The 22628-nt window shown below is 69.2% G+C and carries 22 protein-coding genes; 11 read left to right on the top strand and 11 right to left on the bottom strand.

Features of this window, described 5'->3' with window-relative positions:
* Positions 1-18 precede the first annotated feature (18 nt).
* The 3 genes from ABD810_RS36800 (at position 19) to ABD810_RS36790 (ending at position 1926) form a co-directional block, all read left to right on the top strand.
* Positions 19-705, top strand: coding sequence for a neutral zinc metallopeptidase (locus ABD810_RS36800; RefSeq protein WP_344952025.1), 687 nt, complete (start codon positions 19-21; stop codon positions 703-705).
* Between the two features lie 139 nt (positions 706-844).
* Positions 845-1111, top strand: a complete 267-nt coding sequence (locus ABD810_RS36795) for a WhiB family transcriptional regulator (protein WP_344952022.1) — start codon at positions 845-847, stop codon at positions 1109-1111.
* Positions 1112-1155: 44 nt separating this feature from the next.
* Positions 1156-1926, top strand: a complete 771-nt coding sequence (locus tag ABD810_RS36790) for a CPBP family intramembrane glutamic endopeptidase (protein WP_344952019.1) — start codon at positions 1156-1158, stop codon at positions 1924-1926.
* A gap of 23 nt (positions 1927-1949) precedes the next feature.
* Here ABD810_RS36790 and ABD810_RS36785 read toward each other — a convergent pair whose 3' ends face one another.
* Positions 1950-2678 (bottom strand): PIG-L deacetylase family protein, encoded by a 729-nt coding sequence (locus tag ABD810_RS36785; protein ID WP_344952588.1) that lies wholly within the window; start codon positions 2676-2678, stop codon positions 1950-1952.
* A gap of 178 nt (positions 2679-2856) precedes the next feature.
* Here ABD810_RS36785 and pcrA point away from each other — a divergent pair, with 178 nt between their 5' ends.
* Complete coding sequence (gene pcrA, locus ABD810_RS36780) at positions 2857-5100, top strand: DNA helicase PcrA (RefSeq protein ID WP_344952016.1); 2244 nt, start codon at positions 2857-2859, stop codon at positions 5098-5100.
* Between the two features lie 514 nt (positions 5101-5614).
* Here the strand turns inward: pcrA and ABD810_RS36775 are convergent.
* Positions 5615-6484: a hypothetical protein gene (locus ABD810_RS36775; protein ID WP_344952013.1), complete on the bottom strand. Its 870-nt coding sequence runs from the start codon at positions 6482-6484 to the stop codon at positions 5615-5617.
* Positions 6485-6883: 399 nt separating this feature from the next.
* Here ABD810_RS36775 and sucC point away from each other — a divergent pair, with 399 nt between their 5' ends.
* From sucC to ABD810_RS36760, 3 genes are all read left to right on the top strand, one after another.
* Positions 6884-8062, top strand: coding sequence for an ADP-forming succinate--CoA ligase subunit beta (gene sucC / locus ABD810_RS36770; RefSeq protein ID WP_344952011.1), 1179 nt, complete (start codon positions 6884-6886; stop codon positions 8060-8062).
* Positions 8062-8949: a succinate--CoA ligase subunit alpha gene (gene sucD / locus ABD810_RS36765; protein WP_344952008.1), complete on the top strand. Its 888-nt coding sequence runs from the start codon at positions 8062-8064 to the stop codon at positions 8947-8949. Before sucC ends, sucD begins: the two co-directional genes overlap by 1 nt.
* A gap of 288 nt (positions 8950-9237) precedes the next feature.
* Complete coding sequence (locus ABD810_RS36760) at positions 9238-10950, top strand: cell division protein PerM (protein ID WP_344952005.1); 1713 nt, start codon at positions 9238-9240, stop codon at positions 10948-10950.
* Between the two features lie 36 nt (positions 10951-10986).
* On the opposite strand, the gene ABD810_RS36755 is transcribed toward ABD810_RS36760, so the two are convergent.
* Together ABD810_RS36755 and ABD810_RS36750 are read right to left on the bottom strand one after the other, a co-directional pair.
* Entirely contained in the window at positions 10987-11286 is a 300-nt protein-coding gene (locus ABD810_RS36755; protein WP_344952002.1) for a ubiquitin carboxyl-terminal hydrolase 14, read from the bottom strand.
* Between the two features lie 137 nt (positions 11287-11423).
* Entirely contained in the window at positions 11424-11831 is a 408-nt protein-coding gene (locus tag ABD810_RS36750) for a hypothetical protein (protein WP_344951999.1), read from the bottom strand.
* 82 nt (positions 11832-11913) lie between these two features.
* Between ABD810_RS36750 and purN the strand changes: the two genes are divergently transcribed.
* The 4 genes from purN (at position 11914) to ABD810_RS36730 (ending at position 15787) form a co-directional block, all read left to right on the top strand.
* A complete protein-coding gene (gene purN / locus ABD810_RS36745; RefSeq protein ID WP_344952586.1) occupies positions 11914-12603 on the top strand; it encodes a phosphoribosylglycinamide formyltransferase in 690 nt (229 codons plus the stop codon).
* On the top strand, positions 12600-14147 hold the full coding sequence (purH, locus tag ABD810_RS36740; RefSeq protein ID WP_344951996.1) for a bifunctional phosphoribosylaminoimidazolecarboxamide formyltransferase/IMP cyclohydrolase: 1548 nt from the start codon (positions 12600-12602) through the stop codon (positions 14145-14147). Before purN ends, purH begins: the two co-directional genes overlap by 4 nt.
* Positions 14148-14356: 209 nt before the next feature.
* A complete protein-coding gene (locus tag ABD810_RS36735; RefSeq protein WP_344951993.1) occupies positions 14357-15208 on the top strand; it encodes a bifunctional methylenetetrahydrofolate dehydrogenase/methenyltetrahydrofolate cyclohydrolase in 852 nt (283 codons plus the stop codon).
* A gap of 150 nt (positions 15209-15358) precedes the next feature.
* On the top strand, positions 15359-15787 hold the full coding sequence (locus ABD810_RS36730; RefSeq protein ID WP_344951990.1) for a VOC family protein: 429 nt from the start codon (positions 15359-15361) through the stop codon (positions 15785-15787).
* Between the two features lie 29 nt (positions 15788-15816).
* Here the strand turns inward: ABD810_RS36730 and ABD810_RS36725 are convergent, their stop codons facing one another.
* The 7 genes from ABD810_RS36725 to ABD810_RS36695 form a co-directional block, all read right to left on the bottom strand.
* Entirely contained in the window at positions 15817-16362 is a 546-nt protein-coding gene (locus ABD810_RS36725; RefSeq protein WP_344951987.1) for a hypothetical protein, read from the bottom strand.
* A 229-nt stretch (positions 16363-16591) separates the two neighbouring features.
* Positions 16592-17170, bottom strand: coding sequence for a Uma2 family endonuclease (locus ABD810_RS36720; protein WP_344951984.1), 579 nt, complete (start codon positions 17168-17170; stop codon positions 16592-16594).
* 178 nt (positions 17171-17348) lie between these two features.
* Positions 17349-18185 carry an SAM-dependent methyltransferase gene (locus tag ABD810_RS36715; protein WP_344951980.1) on the bottom strand — a complete coding sequence of 279 codons (837 nt, stop codon included), beginning with the start codon at positions 18183-18185 and terminating at the stop codon, positions 17349-17351.
* A gap of 37 nt (positions 18186-18222) precedes the next feature.
* Positions 18223-18663: a nuclear transport factor 2 family protein gene (locus tag ABD810_RS36710; RefSeq protein WP_344951978.1), complete on the bottom strand. Its 441-nt coding sequence runs from the start codon at positions 18661-18663 to the stop codon at positions 18223-18225.
* An 89-nt stretch (positions 18664-18752) separates the two neighbouring features.
* Positions 18753-19805 carry a polyprenyl synthetase family protein gene (locus tag ABD810_RS36705; protein WP_344951975.1) on the bottom strand — a complete coding sequence of 351 codons (1053 nt, stop codon included), beginning with the start codon at positions 19803-19805 and terminating at the stop codon, positions 18753-18755.
* Between the two features lie 101 nt (positions 19806-19906).
* Positions 19907-20971, bottom strand: coding sequence for a terpene synthase family protein (locus tag ABD810_RS36700; protein ID WP_344951972.1), 1065 nt, complete (start codon positions 20969-20971; stop codon positions 19907-19909).
* Positions 20968-22305, bottom strand: coding sequence for a cytochrome P450 (locus tag ABD810_RS36695; RefSeq protein ID WP_344951969.1), 1338 nt, complete (start codon positions 22303-22305; stop codon positions 20968-20970). Before ABD810_RS36695 ends, ABD810_RS36700 begins: the two co-directional genes overlap by 4 nt.
* Between the last annotated feature and the right edge of the window lie 323 nt (positions 22306-22628).

The following is a 22628-nucleotide window of genomic DNA, read 5'->3' as shown; positions in this document are numbered from 1 at the left end:
TCGGCCAGGATTGGTCGTGTGACCCTTCGCGCACTTCTGCCGCTCGTCATCGCAGCCGCGCTCGCAGCGGGCTGCTCGTCCGTGGACTTCTGGAAGGACCAGTTCTCCGCGCCCAGCGCTCCTGCGCAGGGGTCCGAGCCGGCCCAGCCGCTTGGGCAGACCTTCGAGGAGGACGTCCAGCTCGCGCGCACCTACACCGAGACCTACTGGAACCAGAAGTTCCAGGCCGCGGGGACCACCTATCGCCCGCTGCAGAGGTTCGTCGCGTATTCCGGCGCCGACGGCCCCGAGTGCGGTGGCCAGCCCGCCGTCCCCGAGAACGCCTTCTACTGCCCCGTGGGGCACTTCGTCGCCTACGACGAGCGCTGGATGCGCTCGCTGTACGAGGAGATGGGCGACGGAGCGGTGTACCTGATCATCCCCCACGAGATCGGCCATGCCGTCCAGGCGCAGCTCATGAGCGACTTCAGCCTGAACGTCGAGCGTGAGCTCCAGGCCGACTGCTACGCGGGGGGCGCGCTGAAGGGGCTGATCGACTCCAAGCAACTGGAGGCCGAGAGCGGCGACGAGGAGGAGTTGCTCGCCAACCTCGCGGCGGCGGGAGACCCGACCGAGGCCTGGTGGCGCTCCGACGCCCACGGCACCCCGGCCCAGCGCCAGCAGTTCTTCGCCAAGGGATTCAACAGCGGCGTCGACTCGTGCTGATGTACGTCGTGGACGTCGGCTCGTGCTGAGGTACGCCGTGATGGGGACCGGCGCGATCGCCGGATACACCGCCAGATGGATGTGCCGCCGGGAGGCGGCTCATAGCCTGGCGATGTGAACGCAGGCCAGGGAGGTGGTCATGGGTACGGAAGCCGTCCGCGAGGCGGGCTGGGCGTCCCGGGGGTCGTGCCGCACATCTGATCCCGAGTTGTTCTTTCCCGATGCCCCGTTCCCCGAGCAGGAGGCGCGGGCGAAAGCCGTCTGCGCCACGTGTCCGGTGATCGGGGAATGCCGGGACCACGCCGTCCGCGCGGGTGAGTCCGAGGGCATCTGGGGCGGCCTCACCACGGCAGAACGCCGCAGGCTGCGCTTTCCCCCTGGCTGGGGCCGGCGCACCGCCTCATGACGCCGCACGCCTCATCATCCACCGGCGACGGGTCCGGTGTCCCGTTGCCCACGGGCGCCGGATCTCGCGTCCTGTTGCCCTCGGTGGGCCTGCTCGTGGTGGCGAACGTTCTCAGCAACCGCGTCGCCCGGCGCCTCGCGCCCGTGACCTCGGTGGTCACGGCGAGCACGCTCGTGCTGCTGGGCCGGCGGTCCGGTCTGTCCTGGTCCGAGATGGGGTTCGAGCACGCCCGCCGGGGCGCCGGGATCGGCGGGACGCTCGCGGGCGCCGTGGCGTTGGTGTACACCGGGGGTGTCCTGACCCCGCCGACAAGGCGTTTCTTCCGCGACCAGCGGGCTCTCGCGCTGTCGCGCGCCCGGCTCCTGGAGGAGGTCCTGATCCAGGTCCCGCTGGGCACGGTGTTGCTGGAGGAGGTCGCGTTCAGGGGGGTGCTTCCCGCCATGCTGCGCCGCTCGTACGGGCCGGGCGCGGCCGTCGCGGGTTCCGCCGTCCTCTTCGGGCTGTGGCACATCCTCCCGGCCCTCGACATGGCCGCCGCGAACCCGGCGCTCAGCCACCTCACCTCGGCCGATCCAGCCGACGACAGCAGCGAACCTCCCAAGGACGCGGGTGAGCAGGGGGAGGTGTCGTCTGGTGGGGAGGGCGTCGTGCGGGTGGTCGTGGGCTCGGTGATCGCCACCGGGCTCGCGGGGGTGTTCTTCCTCGAGCTCCGCCGGCGCGGGGGACTGACGGCGCCCGCCCTGCTGCACCTGGCCACCAACTCGCTCGGCTTCCTCGCCGCCCGCGCCACCAGACGGCTCGACCGCCGCGCCTGAGCCCTCCTCTTTCCAGGCGGGGTTCAGGCGGTGGGGACCACCTGGAAACCCTCCGCGTAGCTGCCTTCGGGAAGTCCGGCGGTCTGGGCGTTGGCCGCGAGGAAAGCCTTGACGAACTGCTCCAGCGTCTCCATATGGCTCGTCTGGCTCACATGGGCACGCAGAGCCGCGATCTTGCGGTCCACGACCGTGGTGACGTCGACGTAGTGGTTGTTCGCCTGCCCGCCCGACAGCCACACCTCGCGCACGGTCCACGCCTCGAGCCCTTCCTCGGCGAGCAGCTCGGGGAAGGCGTACGGATTGCGCGCGTCGGGGTAGACCGCGTCCAGCGTCGCGCCGCCGACGGCCCGGTGGTCGGGATGGCTCGGTCCCAGGCGGGCGTAGTTACGCTCGGGCGTCGAGGTGACGACCCGGTCCGGACGAACCTGGCGGATCACTCGTGCGATGTCACGGCGCAGGCCGAGAGTCTGTTCCACGGTGCCGTCGCGATATCCCAGGAAGCGCAGGTCCTTCACTCCGACCCGTCTGGCGGCCTCGGTCTGCTCGGCGCGCCGCAGTGCCGCCATGCCGCCGTGGTCCAACTCGCGGTCGAAGCCTCCGGCGTCGCCGTCGGTGACGATGCAGTACACGACCTCGATACCCTTGTCGGTGAGCCTGGCGACCGTGCCGGCCGCGGCGAAGTCCACATCATCAGGGTGAGCGGTCACCACGAGCACCCTGCCGATGTCGGTGTCGTCAAGTACGGTCACGATCGTCCTCCTAGGTTCACTCCGCGGTGAACAAAGGGTGTTCTCTCGATATTTCCTGCGTGAGGCGGTACACCCGTGCCGGTCGGGCGGGTGCGCCGCCGATCCGGACGCCGCAGTGGTGCCAGAAGAGGCGCCCACTGTCGGTGGGCGGCCATAATCTAGGGGCGTGTCGACCCGAGCCATGAATCCCACCGTTGATCATCCGCTGCTCGACGGGCTCAACCCGCAGCAGCGGGATGCCGTCGTCCACGAGGGCAGCCCGCTCCTGATCGTCGCGGGTGCCGGGTCGGGGAAGACACGGGTGCTCACCCACCGCATCGCCTACCTGCTCTCCGATCGCCACGTCCAGCCCCAGGAGATCCTGGCGATCACCTTCACCAACAAGGCCGCCAAGGAGATGAAGGAGCGGGTCGACCGGCTCATCGGCCCGAGGTCGAAGGCCATGTGGGTGATGACCTTCCACAGCGCCTGCGTCCGCATCCTGCGCCGGGAGGCCAAGCGGCTCGGGTTCACCTCCAGCTTCTCGATCTACGACCAGGCCGACGCCCAGCGGCTGATGGCGATGGTCTGCCGCGAGCTCGATCTCGACCCCAAGCGCTACCCGCCGCGTTCCTTCTCCGCGCAGGTCAGCAACCTCAAGAACGAGCTGATCGACTACGAGACGGCCGCCGAGAAGGCGCAGACCCACCTCGAGCGCACTCTGGCCGAGGCTTACCGAAGCTACCAGCGCAGGCTCACCGAGGCCGGCGCGATGGACTTCGACGACATCATCATGCTGACGGTCACCCTGCTCCAGCTCTTCCCCGATGTGGCCGAGCACTACAGGCGCCGCTTCCGCCACGTGATGGTCGACGAGTACCAGGACACCAACCACGCGCAGTACACCCTGATCAGGGAGCTGGTCGGGGTTCCCTCACCGCGCACCGCCGACGGCGACCTCGTCCGGGAGGGCGCGGTCGAGCCGGCCGAGCTGTGCGTGGTGGGCGACGCCGACCAGTCGATCTACGCCTTCCGCGGCGCGACGATCCGCAACATCCTGGAGTTCGAGCGCGACTATCCGTCCGCCCGCACGATCCTGCTGGAGCAGAACTACCGCTCCACCCAGACGATCCTGTCGGCCGCCAACGCCGTGATCTCGCGCAACGAGAGCCGCAAGCCCAAGAACCTCTGGTCCGACCAGGGCGCCGGACCCAAGATCATCGGCTATGTCGCCGACAACGAGCACGACGAGGCCATGTTCGTCGCGCAGGAGGTCGACCGGCTCGCCGACGAGGACGACGTGACGCCCGGCCAGGTGGCCGTCTTCTACCGCACCAACGCCGCCTCCCGTGTGTTCGAGGAGATCTTCATCCGTACCGGCCTGCCTTACAAGGTCGTGGGCGGCGTGCGCTTCTACGAGCGCAGAGAGGTCCGCGACCTGCTGGCCTATCTGCGTGTGCTCGCCAACCCCAACGACACGGTGTCGCTGCGGCGCATCATCAATGTCCCCAAGCGCGGCATCGGCGACCGCGCCGAGGCGATGGTGGAGGCGTTCTCCAACCGCGAGCGCATCGGCTTCTGGGACGCTCTCCGCCGCGCGGACGAGGCCCCGGGCCTGGCCACCCGGTCCCTCAACGCGATCAAGGAGTTCGTCGGCCTGCTCGACGAGCTGCGCGGCAAGGAGCTGTCGCTGTCGGAGCTGGCCGAGGAGGTCCTCTCCAGTACGGGCTACCGCACCGAGCTCGAGACCTCCGGCGACCCGCAGGACGAGAGCAGGCTGGAGAACCTCAATGAGCTCATCTCCGTGGCCCAGGAGTTCGAGGAGGCCAACCCCGAGGGCACGCTCGTCGACTTCCTGGAGCAGGTCTCGCTGGTGGCCGACGCCGACCAGATCCCCGAGGGCGACGACCACCAGGGCATGGTCACGCTGATGACCCTGCACACCGCGAAGGGGCTGGAGTTCCCCGTGGTGTTCCTCACCGGCCTGGAGGACGGCGTCTTCCCCCACATGCGGTCCCTGGGCGAGCCGCGCGAGCTGGAGGAGGAGCGCCGGCTGGCCTATGTCGGCATCACCCGTGCCCAGCAGCGGCTGTACGTCTCACGTGCCGCCGTGCGCAGTTCCTGGGGGTCTCCGGCGTTCAACCCGGCGTCCCGGTTCCTCGCCGAGGTGCCGTCCGACCTGCTCGACTGGCGCGGCGACCCGGAGAAGACCGCCTGGAGCGCCGCCAGCGTCCGCCAGAGCCGCACGGCTCCCGCCCCCAAGAAGACCGGCGGGCGGGTGATCCCGAGCCTCAGCCCGGGCGATCGCGTCACCCACGACACCTTCGGGCTCGGCACCGTGGTCATGGTCGACGGCATGGCCGAGAAGACCAAGGTGAAGATCGACTTCGGCTCCGGCGGCGAGAAGACCCTCCTCCTCGCTTACGCTCCGCTCGAGAAGCTGTAGGCCTGCGTACGCGCCTGGCGTCTTTGGGCTGGGCACACGTTCGGCCTCGTTGGCTCTGCGAACGCCGGGCGTCTTTAGCCTGCACCCAGGTCCGGCGTGGTTGGACGTCACGATGGTTGGGTGGGTGGCACTCGGGTGCCCTGATCAACCGGGTAACGGGTGGGCCATCAAGGTCGGTGCCCTCGGTCGCCATCGTCGTAGGTCCATGGGTCGGCGGAACCTTTGGAGGCCCTCCCGGCACCCGTTTGATCGGGGAACCCGTGTGCTGCCCACCCAGCGCAGAACCACCCCAAGCGCCGAGGTGGTGACTGTCCGGCGTCCCTGAGATGGTCACGATCTTGGGCGGGTAACACTTGGGTGCCCCGATCAACCGGGTAACGGGTGGGCCACCAAGTTCGGTGCCCTCGGTCGCCATCGTCGTAGGTCCATGGGCTGGCGGATCCTTTGGAGGTCCTCCCGGCACCCGTTTGATCGGGGAACCCGCGCCTTCCTTATCCCCGCTCGGTCTCGGCGTTCACCGCTCCCGTGCGGCGACGCCGGTGATGGTGGTGGTGAGGTCGGGGGTCACCGGAAGGTCTTCGGTGAGGTCCTCCTCGTCGATGACCAGGTCGGCCGGGGGCGCCGCGATGACGACCTTGCCTCCCCACGAGGTGAAGCGGCTGTCAGTGGTGATCGTCATGCTGCCGAGCAGGGCCCCACCCGACATCGGGAAGCTCGACTGGAACCGGCGGGGGAGCTGGTCGGCGGCGATCCACATCTTCCACGGGAGCATGACCGGCTTCTTGCTCTTCACAGAGCGGGCGAACTCGGCGGCGTCGGGGGAGACCTTGGCCAGGGCGGACAGGGACAGCGAGCCTCGGAGCAGGGTGGTCCTGGCGCCGCCGACCCTGCCGGCGGGGGCCTTGCTCTTCGTGCTCGCCAGGACGGTCTTCAGCACCTTCGGCCGCAGGACGTCGATCACGCTGTTGGTGCCTCCGGCCGTGGGGGCGCTGGTGCGCACCCAGGTTCGGCCCGCGGGCAGGAGCTCGTCGTACAGCGGGCTCTTCAGGTAGGCCTTGCCGTTCAGGATGATGACGCGCACGGTGCTGTCACCGCCCTCCGCGTCGGACTTGACCACGGTCCTGGTGTCGGAGGCGTCCACGCCTGACTTGCCGAAGCGCAGGACGCCGGCCTGGCGGTACCGGAACAGGTCCTTCCCGTCGACCTTTATCCGGGTGTCCTCGTCCATGCGCACGGTGCTCTTCTTGGCGAACTGCTGCCGCAGGGCGTCCACCGGGCTAGCCGGCTTCGCGGTGGCGGGAGCCGCGTGCGCGGTCGCCGGCGCGGCCATCGCGAGCGCGGGTGCGACCAGAGCGGTTGCGGCAAGGGCGATCAATCGCCTCATTAGGGGGGTTCCTCCCGTTGAATGGCCCTCTCCCGTCGTGGAGGGTTCGGGCATTCTCCCGAGTCAAGATCTCAGTGGAATCACGACTTGTGCAGGGAAGATGGCTTTTGGAGGAATTGAGAGTTACCGGCGCGAGTCTTTGGGGCGCGCGCCGAGGGACCGCCGCGCGCTGGGGCCGGCGGCGATGACAAAGCGGGGACTGGCGGTGATTTTGTGAAATTTGTGGAATCTTGCCGTATCTCATTACCGGTTGTGGGGAGGTAAAGGGCCCCCGGCGAGCGTTCCAGGTCCTGGTGGCGGCTAGGCTTCTGACGCCAGACTTCCGGCGATCGCGGGTGCCCCGAGGTCTGGTCCTCAACGTAGAGAAGAAGTCAGCCGGACAAGCAAGGACGGACCCTCGTGGACCTGTTCGAACATCAGGCGAAGGAGCTCTTCGCGGAGTATGGCATCCCGGTGCCGCGCGGCGTGGTCGCGCACACCGTGGAGGAGGCACGCGCGGCAGCGGAGCAGCTGACCGGTCGCGTTGTCGTCAAGGCCCAGGTCAAGACCGGGGGTCGGGGCAAGGCCGGCGGGGTCAAGGTCGCCGACGACGCGGCCGACGCCCAGCGGAAGGCCACCGACATCCTCGGCATGGACATCAAGGGTCATACGGTTCACAAGGTCCTCGTGGAGGAGGCCAGCGCGATCGCGGAGGAGTACTACTTCTCCTTCCTGCTCGACCGCGCCAACCGCACCTTCCTCGCCATCTGCTCCGCAGCGGGCGGCATGGAGATCGAAGAGGTCGCGCACACGGCGCCCGAGAAGGTGGCGAAGATCCCGGTCTCCCCGCTGACCGGCGTCGACCGCGCGCGGGCCCGTGAGATCGCCCAGGCGGGCGGCCTTCCCGAAGCGGCGCTCGACGGCGCCGCGGACATCATCGAGAAGATCTGGGCCGTCTTCGTCGACGAGGACGCCACGCTGGTCGAGGTGAACCCGATGATCCTCACCGACGATGGTCAGGTGAAGGCCCTCGACGGCAAGGTCACCCTCGACGACAACGCCTCCTTCCGCCAGGCCGAGCACGAGTCCTACGCGGACAAGGCCGCGGAGGACCCGCTGGAGGCCAGGGCCAAGGAGAAGGACCTCAACTACGTCAAGCTCGAAGGGTCCGTCGGGATCATCGGCAACGGCGCGGGCCTGGTCATGTCGACGCTCGATGTCGTCGCCTACGCGGGCGAGCAGTTCGGCGGGCAGAAGCCGGCCAACTTCCTCGACATCGGCGGCGGCGCCTCGGCGGAGGTCATGGCCAACGGCCTGGAGATCGTTCTGTCCGACCCGAGTGTCAAGTCGGTGTTCGTCAACGTCTTCGGCGGCATCACGGCCTGCGACGCGGTGGCCAACGGCATCGTCTCGGCGTTCCAGCTGCTCGGCGACCGCGGTGAGGCGGTCACCCACCCGCTGGTCGTCCGGCTGGACGGCAACAACGCCACCCTCGGGCGGCAGATCCTCTCCGACGCGGGACTTCCCCGCGTCGAACTCGTGGACACGATGGACGAAGCGGCCAAGCGCGCCGCCGAGCTCGCTGCGGTAGGTGCGTAATGGCAATCTGGCTGACAGAGAACAGCAAGATCATCGTCCAGGGCATCACGGGCTCCGAGGGGTCGAAGCACACCCGTCGCATGCTCAAGTCCGGGGCCAAGGTCGTCGGCGGTACGAACCCCCGCAAGGCGGGCACGACCGTTGACTTCGAGGGCGTGGAGCTCCCGGTGTTCGCGACCGTGGCCGAGGCCATGGCCGCCACCGGCGCCGACGTCACCGTGATCTTCGTCCCGCCGGCGGGCACCAAGTCCGCGGTCATCGAGGCGGTCGACGCCGAGATCCCGCTCGCCGTGGTCATCACCGAGGGCGTGCCGGTCCACGACTCCACCGAGTTCTGGGCGTACGCGCTGTCCAAGGGCGGCAAGACCCGCATCATCGGCCCGAACTGCCCCGGCATCGCCTCGCCCGGCGCCTCCAACGCCGGGATCATCCCGGCGGACATCACCACGGCGGGCCGCATCGGCCTGGTGAGCAAGTCGGGCACGCTGACCTACCAGCTGATGTACGAGCTGCGGGACATCGGGTTCTCCACCGCGGTGGGCATCGGTGGCGACCCGGTGATCGGGACCACGCACATCGACGCGCTGGAGGCCTTCCAGGCCGATCCCGAGACCGAGGCGATCGTGATGATCGGCGAGATCGGCGGGGACGCCGAGGAGCGTGCCGCGGCCTACATCGAGGAGCACGTCACCAAGCCGGTCGTCGCCTATGTGGCGGGGTTCACCGCTCCGGAGGGCAAGACGATGGGCCACGCCGGGGCCATCGTGTCCGGTTCGGCGGGCACGGCCCAGGCCAAGAAGGAAGCGCTGGAGAAGGTCGGCGTCCGCGTCGGCAAGACCCCCAGCGAGACCGCGCGCCTGATGCGCGAGGTCATGCGCACCCGCTGACGGCTCACCCCGAACGCGACGAACGCCCGGCCACGGCCGGGCGTTTTCGTTTCCGCACCCCTTGCCGGGTCCGGGCCGTGTGACGAGGTGTTCGTACGAAGGGCTACGGACGCCTGATTTCGAACCCGCAGTCCCGCGAGGGGGCCATGCCGGGGCTGGATGGTGTGGCGAGGTGTGACGGCGCAAGGGGCGGTGGAGGCGGGAGCCCGGTCACTCCGGGGACAAAGGGGGCGACACGCGGGCGCGTTAAGCCCGTCAGGGCCGTACATGCTGAGACCATCGAGTACTGTGACGGCCCTTCTCGACCAGCTCCGGGCGGCCCCCCGTACCGTACTCAGCCGCATCCCCCTCGCAGGCGGCGGGAGCGACGACGACGAGGCACGCCGTCCGCTGCCCGTGTCCGGGATGCTCGCCGCCGCCTGGACCCTCGGGGTCGGCCTGGCCGTGCTCACCACGCTCACCCTCGTCGGCTGGATCGCCGCGCCCCGCGGCGCCTTCGGGCAGGGGCTTCCCGGAGTGTTCCGTGCCGCCTGCCAGGTATGGCTGGCCGCCCACCACGCCGGCTTCGCGATCCCCGGCGGGCGGGTCGGCCTGCTCCCGCTCGGCCTGATCGTGCTGCCCGCGGCCCTGCTGTACCGCGCCGCGATGTGGATGGCGCGGGACGCAGACCTGCGGCTTCGCCTGCCGGCCCGGCTGCCCAAGGGAAGCACCAAGGATCTGGCCAATGCACGCCGCCGTGCCCAGCTCGTGCTGATCGCGCAGGCCGGCATCTCGCTCGCCGCCCCGTACGCCCTGCTCGCCGGGGTGATCGCGCTGGTCGCCCGGAACAACCTGACCCAGCCGTTCGTCGGGGAGGCGCTGCTGAGCCACCTCGCGCTGGCGTTCGTCGCGGGCTCGCTGGCGACCGCGCGCACGATCGGGCCCTGGCGGTCGATGCTCCGCCTGCTCCCCGAGCGGGCGAGGTCGGTCGTGGTCGGCACCGCCGTCGCTCTGTCGACGATGCTGGCCGCGGGGCTGGCGCTCGTGCTCACGGCGCTGATCATGAACTTCGGGCAGGTCCAGCGGCTCTCGGAACTCCTGGCGCCCGGGTTCGTCGGCGGGCTGCTCCTGATGCTGGTGGAGGCGCTCTACCTCTTCAACTTCGTCATCTGGGGCGTCGCCTACATCAGCGGGCCGGGCTTCGCCCTCGGCACCGGGACGCTGGTCGCGCCCACCGGCGTGCAACTCGGCACCATGCCCGCCCTGCCCATCCTGGGCGCGCTGCCCGAGTCGGGGGTCACCTCTCCGTGGATCATGGGGGTGCTCGCCATCCCCTTCATGGCGGGCGCGATCGCCGGCGTGGTGGTGGCCCGCATCGCCCCGACCCCGCTCTTCGAGTCGGCGCCGCTCTGGGGCTTCGTCTGCGGCCTGGTCACCGGCCTGGTGGCGGGGCTGCTCGCGGCGCTCGCGGGCGGCCCGCTGGGAGGCGCGCGCCTTTCGGCCGTCGGGCCCTCCGCCTGGGAGGTGGCGCTGTCGGTCGCGCTGGAGGTCGGCGTCGCCGCCGGCATCTCCGCCGGACTGGCGAACTGGTGGCTGGTCTTCCACGGGGCCCTGATCCCCGCGGCGCCCGTACGAAAGGCCGGGGACGCCATCGCCAGGGTGGCGAGCAAGGTCAAGCCGGCCTCGCCGCCCGCTTCCAGGAGCCTGCCCGGCCACTGGCTGGACGCCACGGAGGCCGTCACCCAGCCCATCCCGGTGATCCGAGCGGACTGGGCCGACGAGCACGCCTCGGCGGCGGCGGAGACCTTCGAGCCGGTGATCGCGAAGGGCCCAGCGGGGAAGGGGCTCGCGGGGAAGGGACCCAAGGGGCCCTCGGGGACACGGCCCGCCGCCGCGAAGGGGCGCGCCGAGGGCAAGCGCGAGGAACCGAGACCGCCGCGCCGTGACATCGTGGACGAATCCGATGACCGCGGCGGTCACATCATCTACGTCGATCCCTACGCGTGGGACCGCGATCCCTGATCGCCGGAGACGGCCTGAGGGCCGCTTCCGGCGAGGTCACACGTGGGACCGCACCGCTCCCTTGCCGCTGGGGGACGGCTCGAGCAGCACATCGTCGGAGTAGCACCACGCCCAGTCCTCACCGGGCTCGAAGGACTCGGCGATCGGATGTCCGTCCGTGGCGAAGTGGCGGCTCGCGTGCCGGTTAGGAGAGGAGTCGCAACAGCCGACATGCCCGCAGGTGAGACAGGTGCGCAGGTGGACCCAGCGCGACCCGGTCGCCAGGCATTCCTCGCATCCGAGTGCGTTGCGCGGCTCCACGTCTTGGATGAGGCTGAGGTGGGTGCAGACGTTCACAGGTCCTCCTTGAGCTTCGCGGGTATGGCACGGCTATCGGAGCGATGCCCCTCCCTGGTGGTATCCGAGGTCTCTTATCGGGATACCACCACTTCGGCAGTGTTTTTGTCCCTGATGGCGACCGGCTGATCACCAGATCAAGGTGCGAAGGGAAGTTTGAAACCGCCCTTGGGGACGAACGGGAGCTTGCGCTCCATCGCCTGTTCCAGCGCTCTGACGCATGCCTGCTGTGAGGTGCTCGTGCCCGCGCCCTTCATGCACTCGGTGTAGGCGCTGAGTTCGTCGCTGAAGTACAGCTGGAACCACGTCACCATGGCCGCCATGATGATCGACACGCTCGAGATCAGGAACCCCACGACCGGCATCACCACAGGATGGTGCTTCCGGGACAGGGCCTGCCACGCTCGGAAGCAGACGATGATCGAGAAGACGCCCAGCGCCAGACCCATGACCGGCACCAGCATCGTCAACGCCAGCGCGCCGATGGAGAGCAACAGTGCCCGGCGTCCGACCTCGACTCCCGAAGTCTCCGCGGGTGGGAGCACCTGACCTCCTCTGCGTCGTGGAGTGGGCGGGCCGATACGCTGACAGCCGTACACGTCAACGTCGCCCCGAAGGAGTGCAGCCCTGTCGGCTCGGCTCGTGGTCCTCATCTCCGGTTCGGGGACCAACCTACAGGCCCTGATGGATGCCTCTGCGGATGAGGCTTACGGCGCCGAGGTCGTCGCCGTCGGCGCCGACCGCGACGGCATCGAGGGGCTGGCCCGCGCGAGGCGCGCGGGCGTCCCGACCTTCGTCGTCAAACTGGGCGATCATCCGTCGCGCGCGGAATGGGACGAGGCCCTCTGCGCGGCCATCGCCGCCCACCGGCCCGACTTCGTCGTCTCCGCGGGCTTCATGAAGATCCTCGGTCCCCAGGTGCTCCAAGCGTTCTCCGTCGTGAACACCCATCCGGCCCTGCTGCCGTCGTTCCCGGGCGCCCACGCGGTGTCCGAGTCCCTCGCGTACGGCGTGCGCGTGACCGGTTGCACCGTCCATCTCATCGACGCGGGCGTGGACACCGGCCCGGTCATCGCCCAGGAGACCGTTCCCGTAGAGGATGGAGACGACGAGGAGACGCTCCACGAGCGCATCAAGATCGTCGAACGTCGTCTGCTCGTCGAGGTCGTGGGCCGCATGGCCCGGTACGGCTGGACCGTGACCGGCCGTCACGCCCGTCTCGGCCGTCCGGAAGACTCCGGCGACCGGAGCCAGTCGCAACATCCGGGTCGTCCAGAAGCCCTGGACCGTCCGGAAACAGGGAGGAGCACGAAGTGACCCGCATCGCCATCCGGCGCGCGCTGATCACGGTATATGACAAGTCCGGGCTGGAGGAGCTCGCCCGGGCTCTGGACGCCGCGGGCGTCGAGATCGTGTCCACGGGGGGCACGGCGTCGAAGATCGCCTCGTTCGGCGTGCCGGTGACCCCGGTCGAGTCGCTGACCGGTTTCCCCGAGTGCCTCGGCGGCCGGGTCAAGACCCTGCACCCCCGGGTGCACGCCGGTCTGCTGGCGGACGGATCCAACCCCTCCCACGTCAAGCAGCTTGAAGAGCTCGAGATCGAGCCGTTCGAGCTGGTGGTGGTCAATCTGTATCCCTTCCAGGAGACGGTGGCCTCCGGAGCGTCCGAGGCCGAGTGCGTGGAGCAGATCGACATCGGCGGGCCGGCGATGATCCGCGCGGCGGCCAAGAACCACGGCACCGTCTCCGTGGTCGTCGACCCGCGCGGGTACGACGAGGTGCTGAGGGCCATCGATGAGGGCGGCTTCACCGAGGCCCAGCGCCGCCGGCTCGCCGCCCAGGCCTACGCGCACACCGCCGCGTACGACACCTCGGTGGCCTCGTGGTTCGCGAACGTCTACGCCCCCGAGGAAGAGGCCGGCTGGCCGTCCTTCATGGGCGCGACCTGGAAGCGCCGCGCGGTGCTGCGGTACGGGGAGAACCCCCACCAGGGCGCGGCGCTGTACTCCGGCGGCACGAACGGCCTGGCGAACGCCGAGCAGGTGCACGGCAGGGAGATGTCCTACAACAACTACGTCGACGCGGACGCCGCCTGGCGGGCCGCGTGGGACTTCCGTGAGCCGGCCGTCGCGATCATCAAGCACGCCAACCCGTGTGGCCTGGCGGTCGGCGCCGACGTGGCCGAGGCCCACCGCAAGGCCCACGCCTGCGACCCGGTGTCGGCGTACGGCGGCGTGATCGCGGTGAACGGCGAGGTGACCGAGGAGCTGGCCGAGCAGATCGCGCCGATCTTCACCGAGGTCGTCGTGGCACCCTCGTTCACTCCCGAGGCCCTGGCCGTGCTGACCAAGAAGAAGAACATCCGGTTGCTGCGCTGCCCCGCGGGCCCGTCCAACCCGGCCGAGTTCCGCCGGATCGACGGCGGCCTCCTGGTCCAGACGGTCGACCGGGTGGACGCGCCCGGCGACGACCCTGCCACCTGGGAGCTGAAGACGGGCCCCGCGGCCTCTCCCGAGGTGCTCGCCGATCTGGCGTTCGCGTGGAAGTCGTGCCGGTCGGTGAAGTCGAACGCGATCCTGCTGGCGGACGGCGGGGCCACTGTGGGCGTCGGCATGGGCCAGGTGAACCGGGTCGACTCGGCCCGCCTCGCCGTGTCACGTGCCGGTGAGCGCGCGAAGGGCTCCGTGGCCGCCTCGGACGCGTTCTTCCCCTTCGCGGACGGGCTGCAGGTCCTCGTCGACGCCGGTGTGCGGGCGGTCGTCGAGCCCGGTGGCTCCATCCGCGACGAGGAGGTCGTCGAGGCCGCCGCCAAGGCCGGGATCACCCTGTACTTCACCGGCACCCGTCACTTCTTCCACTGAACACCGAGCTTCTGAGCACCGAGCTTCTGAGCACCGAGCACCCGGCGCTCTCCTGCGCGGCCCGGCCGTGGCGGGTCGGGCCGCGCTGGTGGTTCTGGTGTGATATTTCCGGATCTCTTGGAGCCCCGTGGGGTACGGCCGCCGCGCGATGCGGGGGCCGTACCCCTCACGGCGCTGTGCGAGGGCACGGCATGGAAGGATGGCGAGCTGTGAGCGCGCAGATTCTCGACGGCAAGGCCACCGCGGCGAAGATCAAGGCCGACCTCGCGGAGCGGGTGAGCAGGCTCGCCGCCCAGGGGATCACCCCCGGCCTCGGCACGATCCTCGTCGGCGACGACCCGGGCAGCCAGATCTACGTCGCGGGCAAGCACCGTGACTGCGCGGAGGTCGGCATCGCCTCGATCCGCAAGGATCTTCCCGACACGGCCACGCAGGCCGAGGTCGAGGCCGCGATCGACGAGCTCAACGCCGACCCTTCCTGCACCGGCTACATCGTCCAGCTACCGCTGCCCCGCCACCTCGACACCCAGTCGCTGATCGAGCGCATGGACCCGTCCAAGGACGCCGACGGCCTGCACCCGATCAACCTCGGCCGGCTCGTCCACATGGTCGACGCCCCGCTGCCCTGCACGCCCCGCGGCATCGTGGTGCTGCTTCAGGAGTACGGCGTGCCGATCAAGGGCGCCGACGTCACCGTCATCGGCCGTGGCATCACCGTGGGCCGCCCGCTCGGCCTGCTGCTGACCCGCCGCACCGAGAACGCCACCGTGACCCTCTGCCACACCGGCACCCACAACCTGCCCGCCCGCGTGCGCGAGGCCGACATCGTCGTGGCCGCCGCGGGGGTCCCCGGCCTGATCACGCCCGAGATGGTGAAGCCCGGAGCGGCCGTGCTCGACGTGGGCGTCTCCCGGGTCGACGGCAAGCTCGCGGGCGACGTGGCGCCCGGCGTCAAGCACGTGGCCGGCTTCGTCGCCCCCAACCCCGGTGGCGTCGGCCCGATGACCCGGGCGATGCTGCTCACCAACGTGGTCGAGGCCGCGGAACGCCGCGCCCGATAGGCGCCCGAAGCGCGGTCCGCGCGGTCTGGCGGGTGACGGACACCGGCGGACACCGAGGATGAAGCCCCGTTTGACTCTCCAGCGACTGGAGACCTCACGATGGGTCGCGTGAGTACAGTAGAACCGGAGATCAGCCGGGAAATATATGGAATGCCGGCATTCGTCACCCTCAACGTGGCCGACCTCGACCGGACGGTCGACTGGTACGTGAACGGGCTGGACTTCATCGCCCTGTTCACCATGCCCGGGCCGGGCGGCAGGCCCGCGCTGGTGCACCTGCGCCGCTGGCGGTACCAGGACATCCTGGTACGCCAGGGGGAGGTGTCCGCGGGCACGGGATGGACGGTCAGCATGATGGCCACTCGCGAGCAGCTCGGCGATCTCGCCGAGCGGGCGCGCATCCACGGCGGCGGCGTGGTGGAAGGCCCGGTCGACACACCCTGGAACACGACCGACCTGCGGGTCACGGACCCGGACGGTTACACCCTCGTCTACACGGCCCGTCGTGCAGACGAGGAGCGCGACGCCGCCTTCACCGAGATGATGGAGCGGGAGGCCCGCCGCCAGCTCGGCGAGTGACCCGGTCAAGACGCATCCCGGCGCGGGGTTCAGCCCGAGATGGGGACTCCGGCGCCGGTGGCGAGCTGGTCGAGGCGGGCGCAGAACCGGGCCTGGGCCTCCTGGATGTCGCTGACCACGAAGAGGAATCCGGATCCGTCTTTCAGGGTGACCTTGTATCCCATCACCGTGTCACGCGTGATGTCCAAGGTGGCGACCTCCTTGGCCGCACGCCGCTTCCTGAGCGCGGCGACCTCCGGCCAGGTCACCACTGTGGGCTTCCTGTTCTGGACACGGACCAGGCCGCCCGCGTGCAGGTAGTAGTGCTGTGACCCCTGCAAGGCCGTTTTGACGCTGAGGATGAGCATCACCGGCCCGATGAGGAAGATCAGCAGACCGAACAGCGCCAGCAGCCTGATCTCGGTGGCCAGGGCCGCCCACATCACCAGGAGCCCTATCGCGCCGGCGCCGATGCCGCTCAGCAGCACGGTGAGAGCTCCTGAACCGCCTGTCGACGGCTGATGCTCGGCGACCAGGGGGCCCAGGCGGCGCTGGATCTCAGGACCGAGCACCGGCGGGAAATCCTTGGACGACATCAGATCGCCTCCCCTCGGGTCCCGGTCTCGGGACTTGAGGGGAGCGTAAGTGATCAGTCGCGCCCCGTCCCGCCAAAGGCGATAAATCCCGTTAAGCGGCGGATGGGATAAGACGAACCGGGTCCATGCACCGCCCAGGCCAGGGCACGCGACCCTCCCGCCGAGGCGGCCTGCCGTACATGTGTGTCTTGGGTCAGCCGCTCGGGTGACCAATGCGCGTTCGCGTGCGTCAGAGCTGGTCGATCTCCGTCAGGTCGATGTCGACCTCGAAGGGGACGGCAAGCCGCAGCTTGTCGTGATGGATCCCTGTCAGGGCGTAGGCGCGGGTGGCGGGGTCCAACTCGTAGACGTACACCGTCGCTCCGCCGCCGTTCCGCTCGACCCGCCAGAAGTGACGGATCCCCGCCGCGGCGTAGAGCTGTGGCTTGCGCTCCCGGTCGCGTGTCTCGGAGTCCGGACTGACGACCTCGACCGCGAGCACGGCGTCGGCGGCCTGATACGCGGTGACGTCGGGCCGCAGATCCGCGGTCGCGTGGATGACGACAAGATCCGGCTCCGGACGTTGCCGAGGGGCGAGGATGACGCTCATCTCCCGGCGCACCCGAAGATCGGAGGGGACGGTCTTGCGCAATCCGTTTTCGAGCACGGTGATGATCAGCGCGTGGAAGGAGGCCTGGGGACTCACGAAGACCAAGCTTCCATCTATCAACTCTGTGTGTGCGGGCAAATCCGTAAGGTGATCGAGGTCGGTGGCGGTGAATCCTTCGGGCGGCGGAACCAGCCAGCCGGGAAGGTGCGGATCTGTCATCATTTCGCTCCGGACCTGGACCGTCATGTCCTCACGCTAGCAATCACACCCCATCTCCCCAGTGAGTTTGCCCGCAACCGCTAAGCGGCATGCTCCGGGGGGTGCGGCCCGCGGAGGAGATCGCGGGCCGCGCCGCGGCATTGGGGACGGCGGCCGTCCTCCGTAGCGCCCTGGTGCTTCAGGCGGGTGGGCGTTCGGCTGACACGATGAGGTAGCCCATGTGCTCGAGGGCGGCGAAGGACCTTTCCATAAGGTCCATGGGCAGGTCTACGGATTCGACCGATATGCCCTGGGCCTTCATCGTCTCCTCGAACATCCGCACGGCCCTGGTGGAGGAGTACCGCGTGCGCTCGCTGACGTCGATGATCCTCTTCAGGTCCAGGCCGGCCTCCGTGACGAGCTTGGCGTAGTCGTCGACGCCGATCAGGGACTCGACCGCCCAGTCGCGCAGGACCGCGTCGAGGACATCGCGGGCCTCCTCGGTGGCGGGTGTGACCCCCGACAGGTCGCAGAGGACGAGCCTGCCCCCGGGCTTGAGGACGGTGGCGATGTTCTTCAGCACGTGAAGCCGGTCGGGCATGTGCAGCAGGGACTCCAGTGCCCACACCGCGTCGAAGGATCCCGGCTCGAAGGGCAGGTCCATGGCGTCCGCATGCTGGAAGGTGACCCGGTCCGCCAGGCCCTCCGACCGGGCGAGCCGGGTGGACACCTCGACGTCCCTCTTGCTGATGGAGATGCCGACGATCCGCACGTCCGCCGCGCGGGCCAGCCGGATCGCCGGGCGGCCCCTCCCGGACCCGAGGTCGAGGATCCGCTCGCCCGGCCGGGGGGCCAGGATCTCGATCATGTGATCGGTCAGGCGTTCGCCCGCCTCGGCGAACGTGCTGGTGTCGTCGGGACCGAGCCAGTACCCGAAGTGGATGTTGCCGCCCAGCAGGTCGCCGAGCACGTCGCCCTTCTCGTCGAAGAACCGGCCCACTTCCTCCGGCGTCATCGTGACACGTTGCGGACTCATGCTCGCTCCAGCCTCTTGGATCGTTCGGGTACGACGGTCATCCCGGTATGACGCCGATCTGGCGCAGGACGTTGAGGACGTCGTAGTAGTCGGTCTGCCGTCTGATCAGGCCGTTCTCAGCGAACTCCATGATGCTCAGCCCGCGGTTGTCGATGCGGCTGCCCCTGACGGCGGTCTCCGGCAGGTGGGAGAAGTGGCCGAGGAGGGTTCCCTTGCCGTTCCACGCGACCGCCGCCCGGTCACCGGCGATGATGATGTCGCCCCTCTCGACCAGGGTGTCCGGGCAGGCATCCACCCAGACCCTCATGAACTCAGCCATCTCCTCGCGTCCTTTGAAGGTCTTCTGGAGCGCGACGTCCTCGAAGACGATGTCCTCGGCGTAGCACTCCGACCAGCGCGCGGAGTCGTGGCCGTTGAAAAGCTCGAACCACCGGTCGATCACGTCGGCCGGGTCGTTGGCGGTGGGGTTGTCGGGCATCGGCTCTGCTCCTGGGGGTGTGGGCCGCTCTGGTGGAGCGGTTACGCGTTGTCGGTCGGTCTCACCGGACGATCACCGGTGGGGGGTGCTCACCATTCGCGGTCGATGAGGAGGGCGGCGAGTTCCTCCAGGCCCATCCGCGCGTCGTCGGCGACGTCGATGCCCACCAGGCAGTCCCAGGCGGTTTCGATGCGCCGCCTGGCCTCCTCACGGGCCCACGCACGCCCGCCGGCCTGGTCGACGAGCTCGGCGACGAGCGCCAGCTCGTCCGCCTCGAACGGCCCCGGCGTCGCGTACAGCTCGGCCAGCCGCCGCGAGGCCGGGGATTCGGCGGTGAGCGCGGCGACGATGGGGGCGCTCTTCTTGCGTGCCTGCAGGTCCGCTCCGACGGGCTTGCCGGTTACCCGCGGATCTCCCCAGATCCCCAGCAGGTCGTCCACGAGCTGGAACGCCACGCCGAGGTGGAGGCCGAACCGCTCGAAGCGGTCTCCCCAGGACGGAGGCGTGGCGGCTACGAGTGTTCCGAGCCGGCACGCGCAGCCGAGAAGCGATCCCGTCTTACCTTCGATCATGGTCAAACACGCGGTGATCGACGGCACGCCCCGTCGCTCGAAGCCCAGGTCGCGGCTCTGCCCTGCCATCAGTTCGCGCAGGGTCAGGGCCAAGTGGTGGCAGGCCGTCCTCGACTCCGGCCGTTCCAGCGCCGAGACCGCTTCGAAGGCCAGGGTGAACAGCGCGTCACCTGCGAGGATGGCCATGGGAGTCCCGTAACGCGCCCACACGGTCCGGCGGTGCCGTCGTTCCAGATCGCCGTCCATGATGTCGTCGTGGATGAGCGACGCGTTGTGCACCAGCTCGACGGCGACGGCTCCGGAGACCGCGTCCACCGGGTCGCCGCCCACCGCCCGCGCGCACAGGAGGACGAAGGCGGGGCGGACCAGCTTGCCGTGCGCGGTACCCGTGGGACGTCCGTGCTCGTCCCGGAGTCCCAGCTGGTACTCGCAGATGTCCCGCAGGGCCGGTTCGAGGCGGTCGGTCCAGTGTGTCAGGGCCGGAGGAAGCAGCAGCCGTGCCTGAGCGATTCCCTGGGGGAGGGCCGGTGCCGGGCTCTCTGGCGAAAGAAGCGGTGTGCGCGTGCTCATCACGCTCGTCTCTGCCTTCCTGCGTTCGATGGCTTCCGGCGATCAGGTGTCCGCCGGTGACGGGCTATACGCGTCATCCGCGGAACGACGCGGTCATCACCTCACGCCTCCGCGACCGCGTCGAGGTAGTCCATGGGCCTGTTCGCCGCCGTCCGGGATTCGGGGCGGTAGCGCTTGGTCTGCGCGGACCAGTCGAGGTTGCCGCGCATCCACGAACGCATCCCCGCGAAGTTGCCCGCCGTATCGGCGTCGCCGGCGAAGGCGGTGAGGGCCCGGCCCTCTTCTCCCAGGAAGCGATCGATCTCCGTGGCGATCGCCGTCACGACATGGCGGATCGATTCCTCGCGGGTGAGGCCGTGGCCGTGCTCGACCACCGCGACGAGGTTGTGGTACTCGCCGACCGACAGCTCCTTCTCCAGGGAGTACACGTCGTTGGTCCAGCACACCACGTCGCATGCCGATCGCAGGGCGTCCTGGTAGGCGGCGTCGTCGTAGACGCGCGCCGGGACCTCGGCCCGTTCGGCGATCTCGATGAGATCCATGCAGACGTAGATGGCGCCGGTGTGCCTGCGCCTGACGATGTAGGACGCCTCGTCGGGGACCACCCCGCCGACCCGGTTCTCCGCTTCCCAGAACGCGGCCAGCCCGCCCTCGGCGATGTGGCCTACGAAGCGGTGCCGCCACGCCGACGTGGAGCGCGGCGTCGTCCGCCGCCACAGGTCGTCCAGTGCCGCGACGATGGCCGGGCGACTGCCGGGAGGAGGAGCGCCGTGGTCGACGAGCACCGCCGCCATCTGGGCCATCAGGTCCTTGACGCGCTCCGGGTCGCGCCCGACCGTGCCGTCGTCGAACTGGTCGTCGAGGAGGAACAGCCAGGCGAACCAGTCGGCGATCAGGCAGAGGCCTTCTTCGTCCGTGGTGGGATAGGTGACCGCGGCGAACCAGGCGAAGTCCGCGTGGGCGAAGCGCCGCCGTGCCCCCTCCTTGCGTACCAGCCGGTGCTCCTCGACCCACCGCGCAAGATGCGCCCGGGCCGCCTCCACGTGCGGGTTGACCGACGGCGGGAAGACGTCGAAGGCGGCGGGCAGAAGCTCGTCGAGACAGCGGTCGACGGTGGCGTCCGCCGGCACGGCGTCCCGGACGGTGGAAGGAAGAGCCGTGATCATCGCCGTGCCATCCGCGTGTGTATGCCGCCCTTCGGGTGCATCGTGATGAGCGGCTCGATCTCCACCGACCGGCGGTCGTCCGGGATCTCCACCCGGTACGCCTGCGCGATCATCGCGAGGATCAGGGTGAGCTCGGTCAGCGCGAAGTGCTTCCCGATGCAGTTGCGGGGGCCGCTGGCGAACGGGATGTAGGCGTGGCGGGGGCGATTGGCGATCTGCTCGGGCGTGAAGCGTTCGGGGTCGAAGGTGTGGGGAGAGGGCCAGAAGTCCGGGTGCCGGTGCAGGGTGAACATGTTGAGGTAGATGTCCGACTGGGCCGGGATGCGGTAGCCGCCCATCTCGTCTTCCTCGATGGCCCGGCGCATGGTCTGCCAGGCCGGGGTGTACAGCCGCAGGGTCTCGTCGACGATCATCCTGGTGTACTGCAGCCGCGGCACGTCGTCGAAGGTGGGTACCCGTCCGCCGAGCACGCTGTCGACCTCGGCGTGCAGCCGTGCCTGCACCTCGGGATGCTGGCCGATGAGGTAGATCAGCCATGCGACCGAGTTGCTCGTCGTCTCGTACCCGCCGATGATGATGTTCAGCACCTCGCGGTGGAGCTGCAGCGGGGTCATGCCGGTGCCGGTCTCCTCGTCCACCGCGTTCATCAGCGCGGTGAGCAGGTCGCCATGGTCCTCCTCGCTGGCGACGCGCTTGCGGATCACGTCGGAGACGAAGCCGTCCATCGTCCTGATGATCCAGTTGAGCCGGCGATGGGGCCGGGTCGGCCAGCTCAGCGGGGGGAAGGGGAACCGGAAGAAGGCGCCCACGATCTGGTTGGCCTCCAGGAACATCTCCTCGATGGCGTCACCCCGCGAGCCGACGTCCGCGCCGAACAGCGAGCGGAAGACGATCCGCATCGCGAGCTGCCCGAGCTCGGTGCTGACGTTGACGACGTCTCCGGACTCGTATTCCCTGTCCCAGCGCCGCAGCATCCGCGAGGTCTCGTCCGTCATGTTCTCGGCGAACCCGGCGACCTTGGGACGATGGAACGACGGTTGCATGATCCGCCGCTGGCGCCGCCACGGCTCCCCGCCCACGTTGCCGATGAGCCCGCCCCGGAGGATCGGTTCCACGGCGCGGAACAGAAAGGTGTTCTTGTCGTAGTTCTCGTGGTTCCTGACCAGGACGCGCTCGAAGAAGTCCGGGTTGTTCAGCATGATCATTTTGATGCCGAGTACCCGGATCTTCACGATGTCGCCGTGCGTGTCGATCATCCGTGACAGGAAGGCGACCTGGTCGCTGCGCATGGAGAAGACCCCGCCGAGCTGGTCGCGCAGGCTCGTGTCCGGCACCCGTTTCAATGTCCGTGCGGGCCTCGCCGGTTCACGTTCCGGGAGTAAGGTTCCGCTACCCGCAGTGGCGTTACTCTTCATCTCAGCGACCAGCTCTCTACCAGTGTGTGGGAGGCGATGGTTGGATCTGAAGCGAAGCGCACAGCAGCGTGAGGGAACGTCGCTACAAGACCCCGTCGCGTTACGGTTGCTGTGCCCTATGAGAGTCACACCGCGATATCCCTAGAGACATCTTTCAAAGTGCCTTCGCGGGCCTGCGGTACCCCTGAACCTGCCGATAGGGGGGTCTGCGCCGGGTCGCTGCCAGGCTCAAGAGGCCTGTA

It is taken from the genome of Sphaerisporangium flaviroseum (assembly GCF_039537005.1).
Lineage (GTDB): Bacteria > Actinomycetota > Actinomycetes > Streptosporangiales > Streptosporangiaceae > Sphaerisporangium > Sphaerisporangium flaviroseum.
The sequence above is the reverse complement of the archived record's forward strand: the minus strand, read 5'-3'. Positions and strand labels throughout refer to the sequence as shown.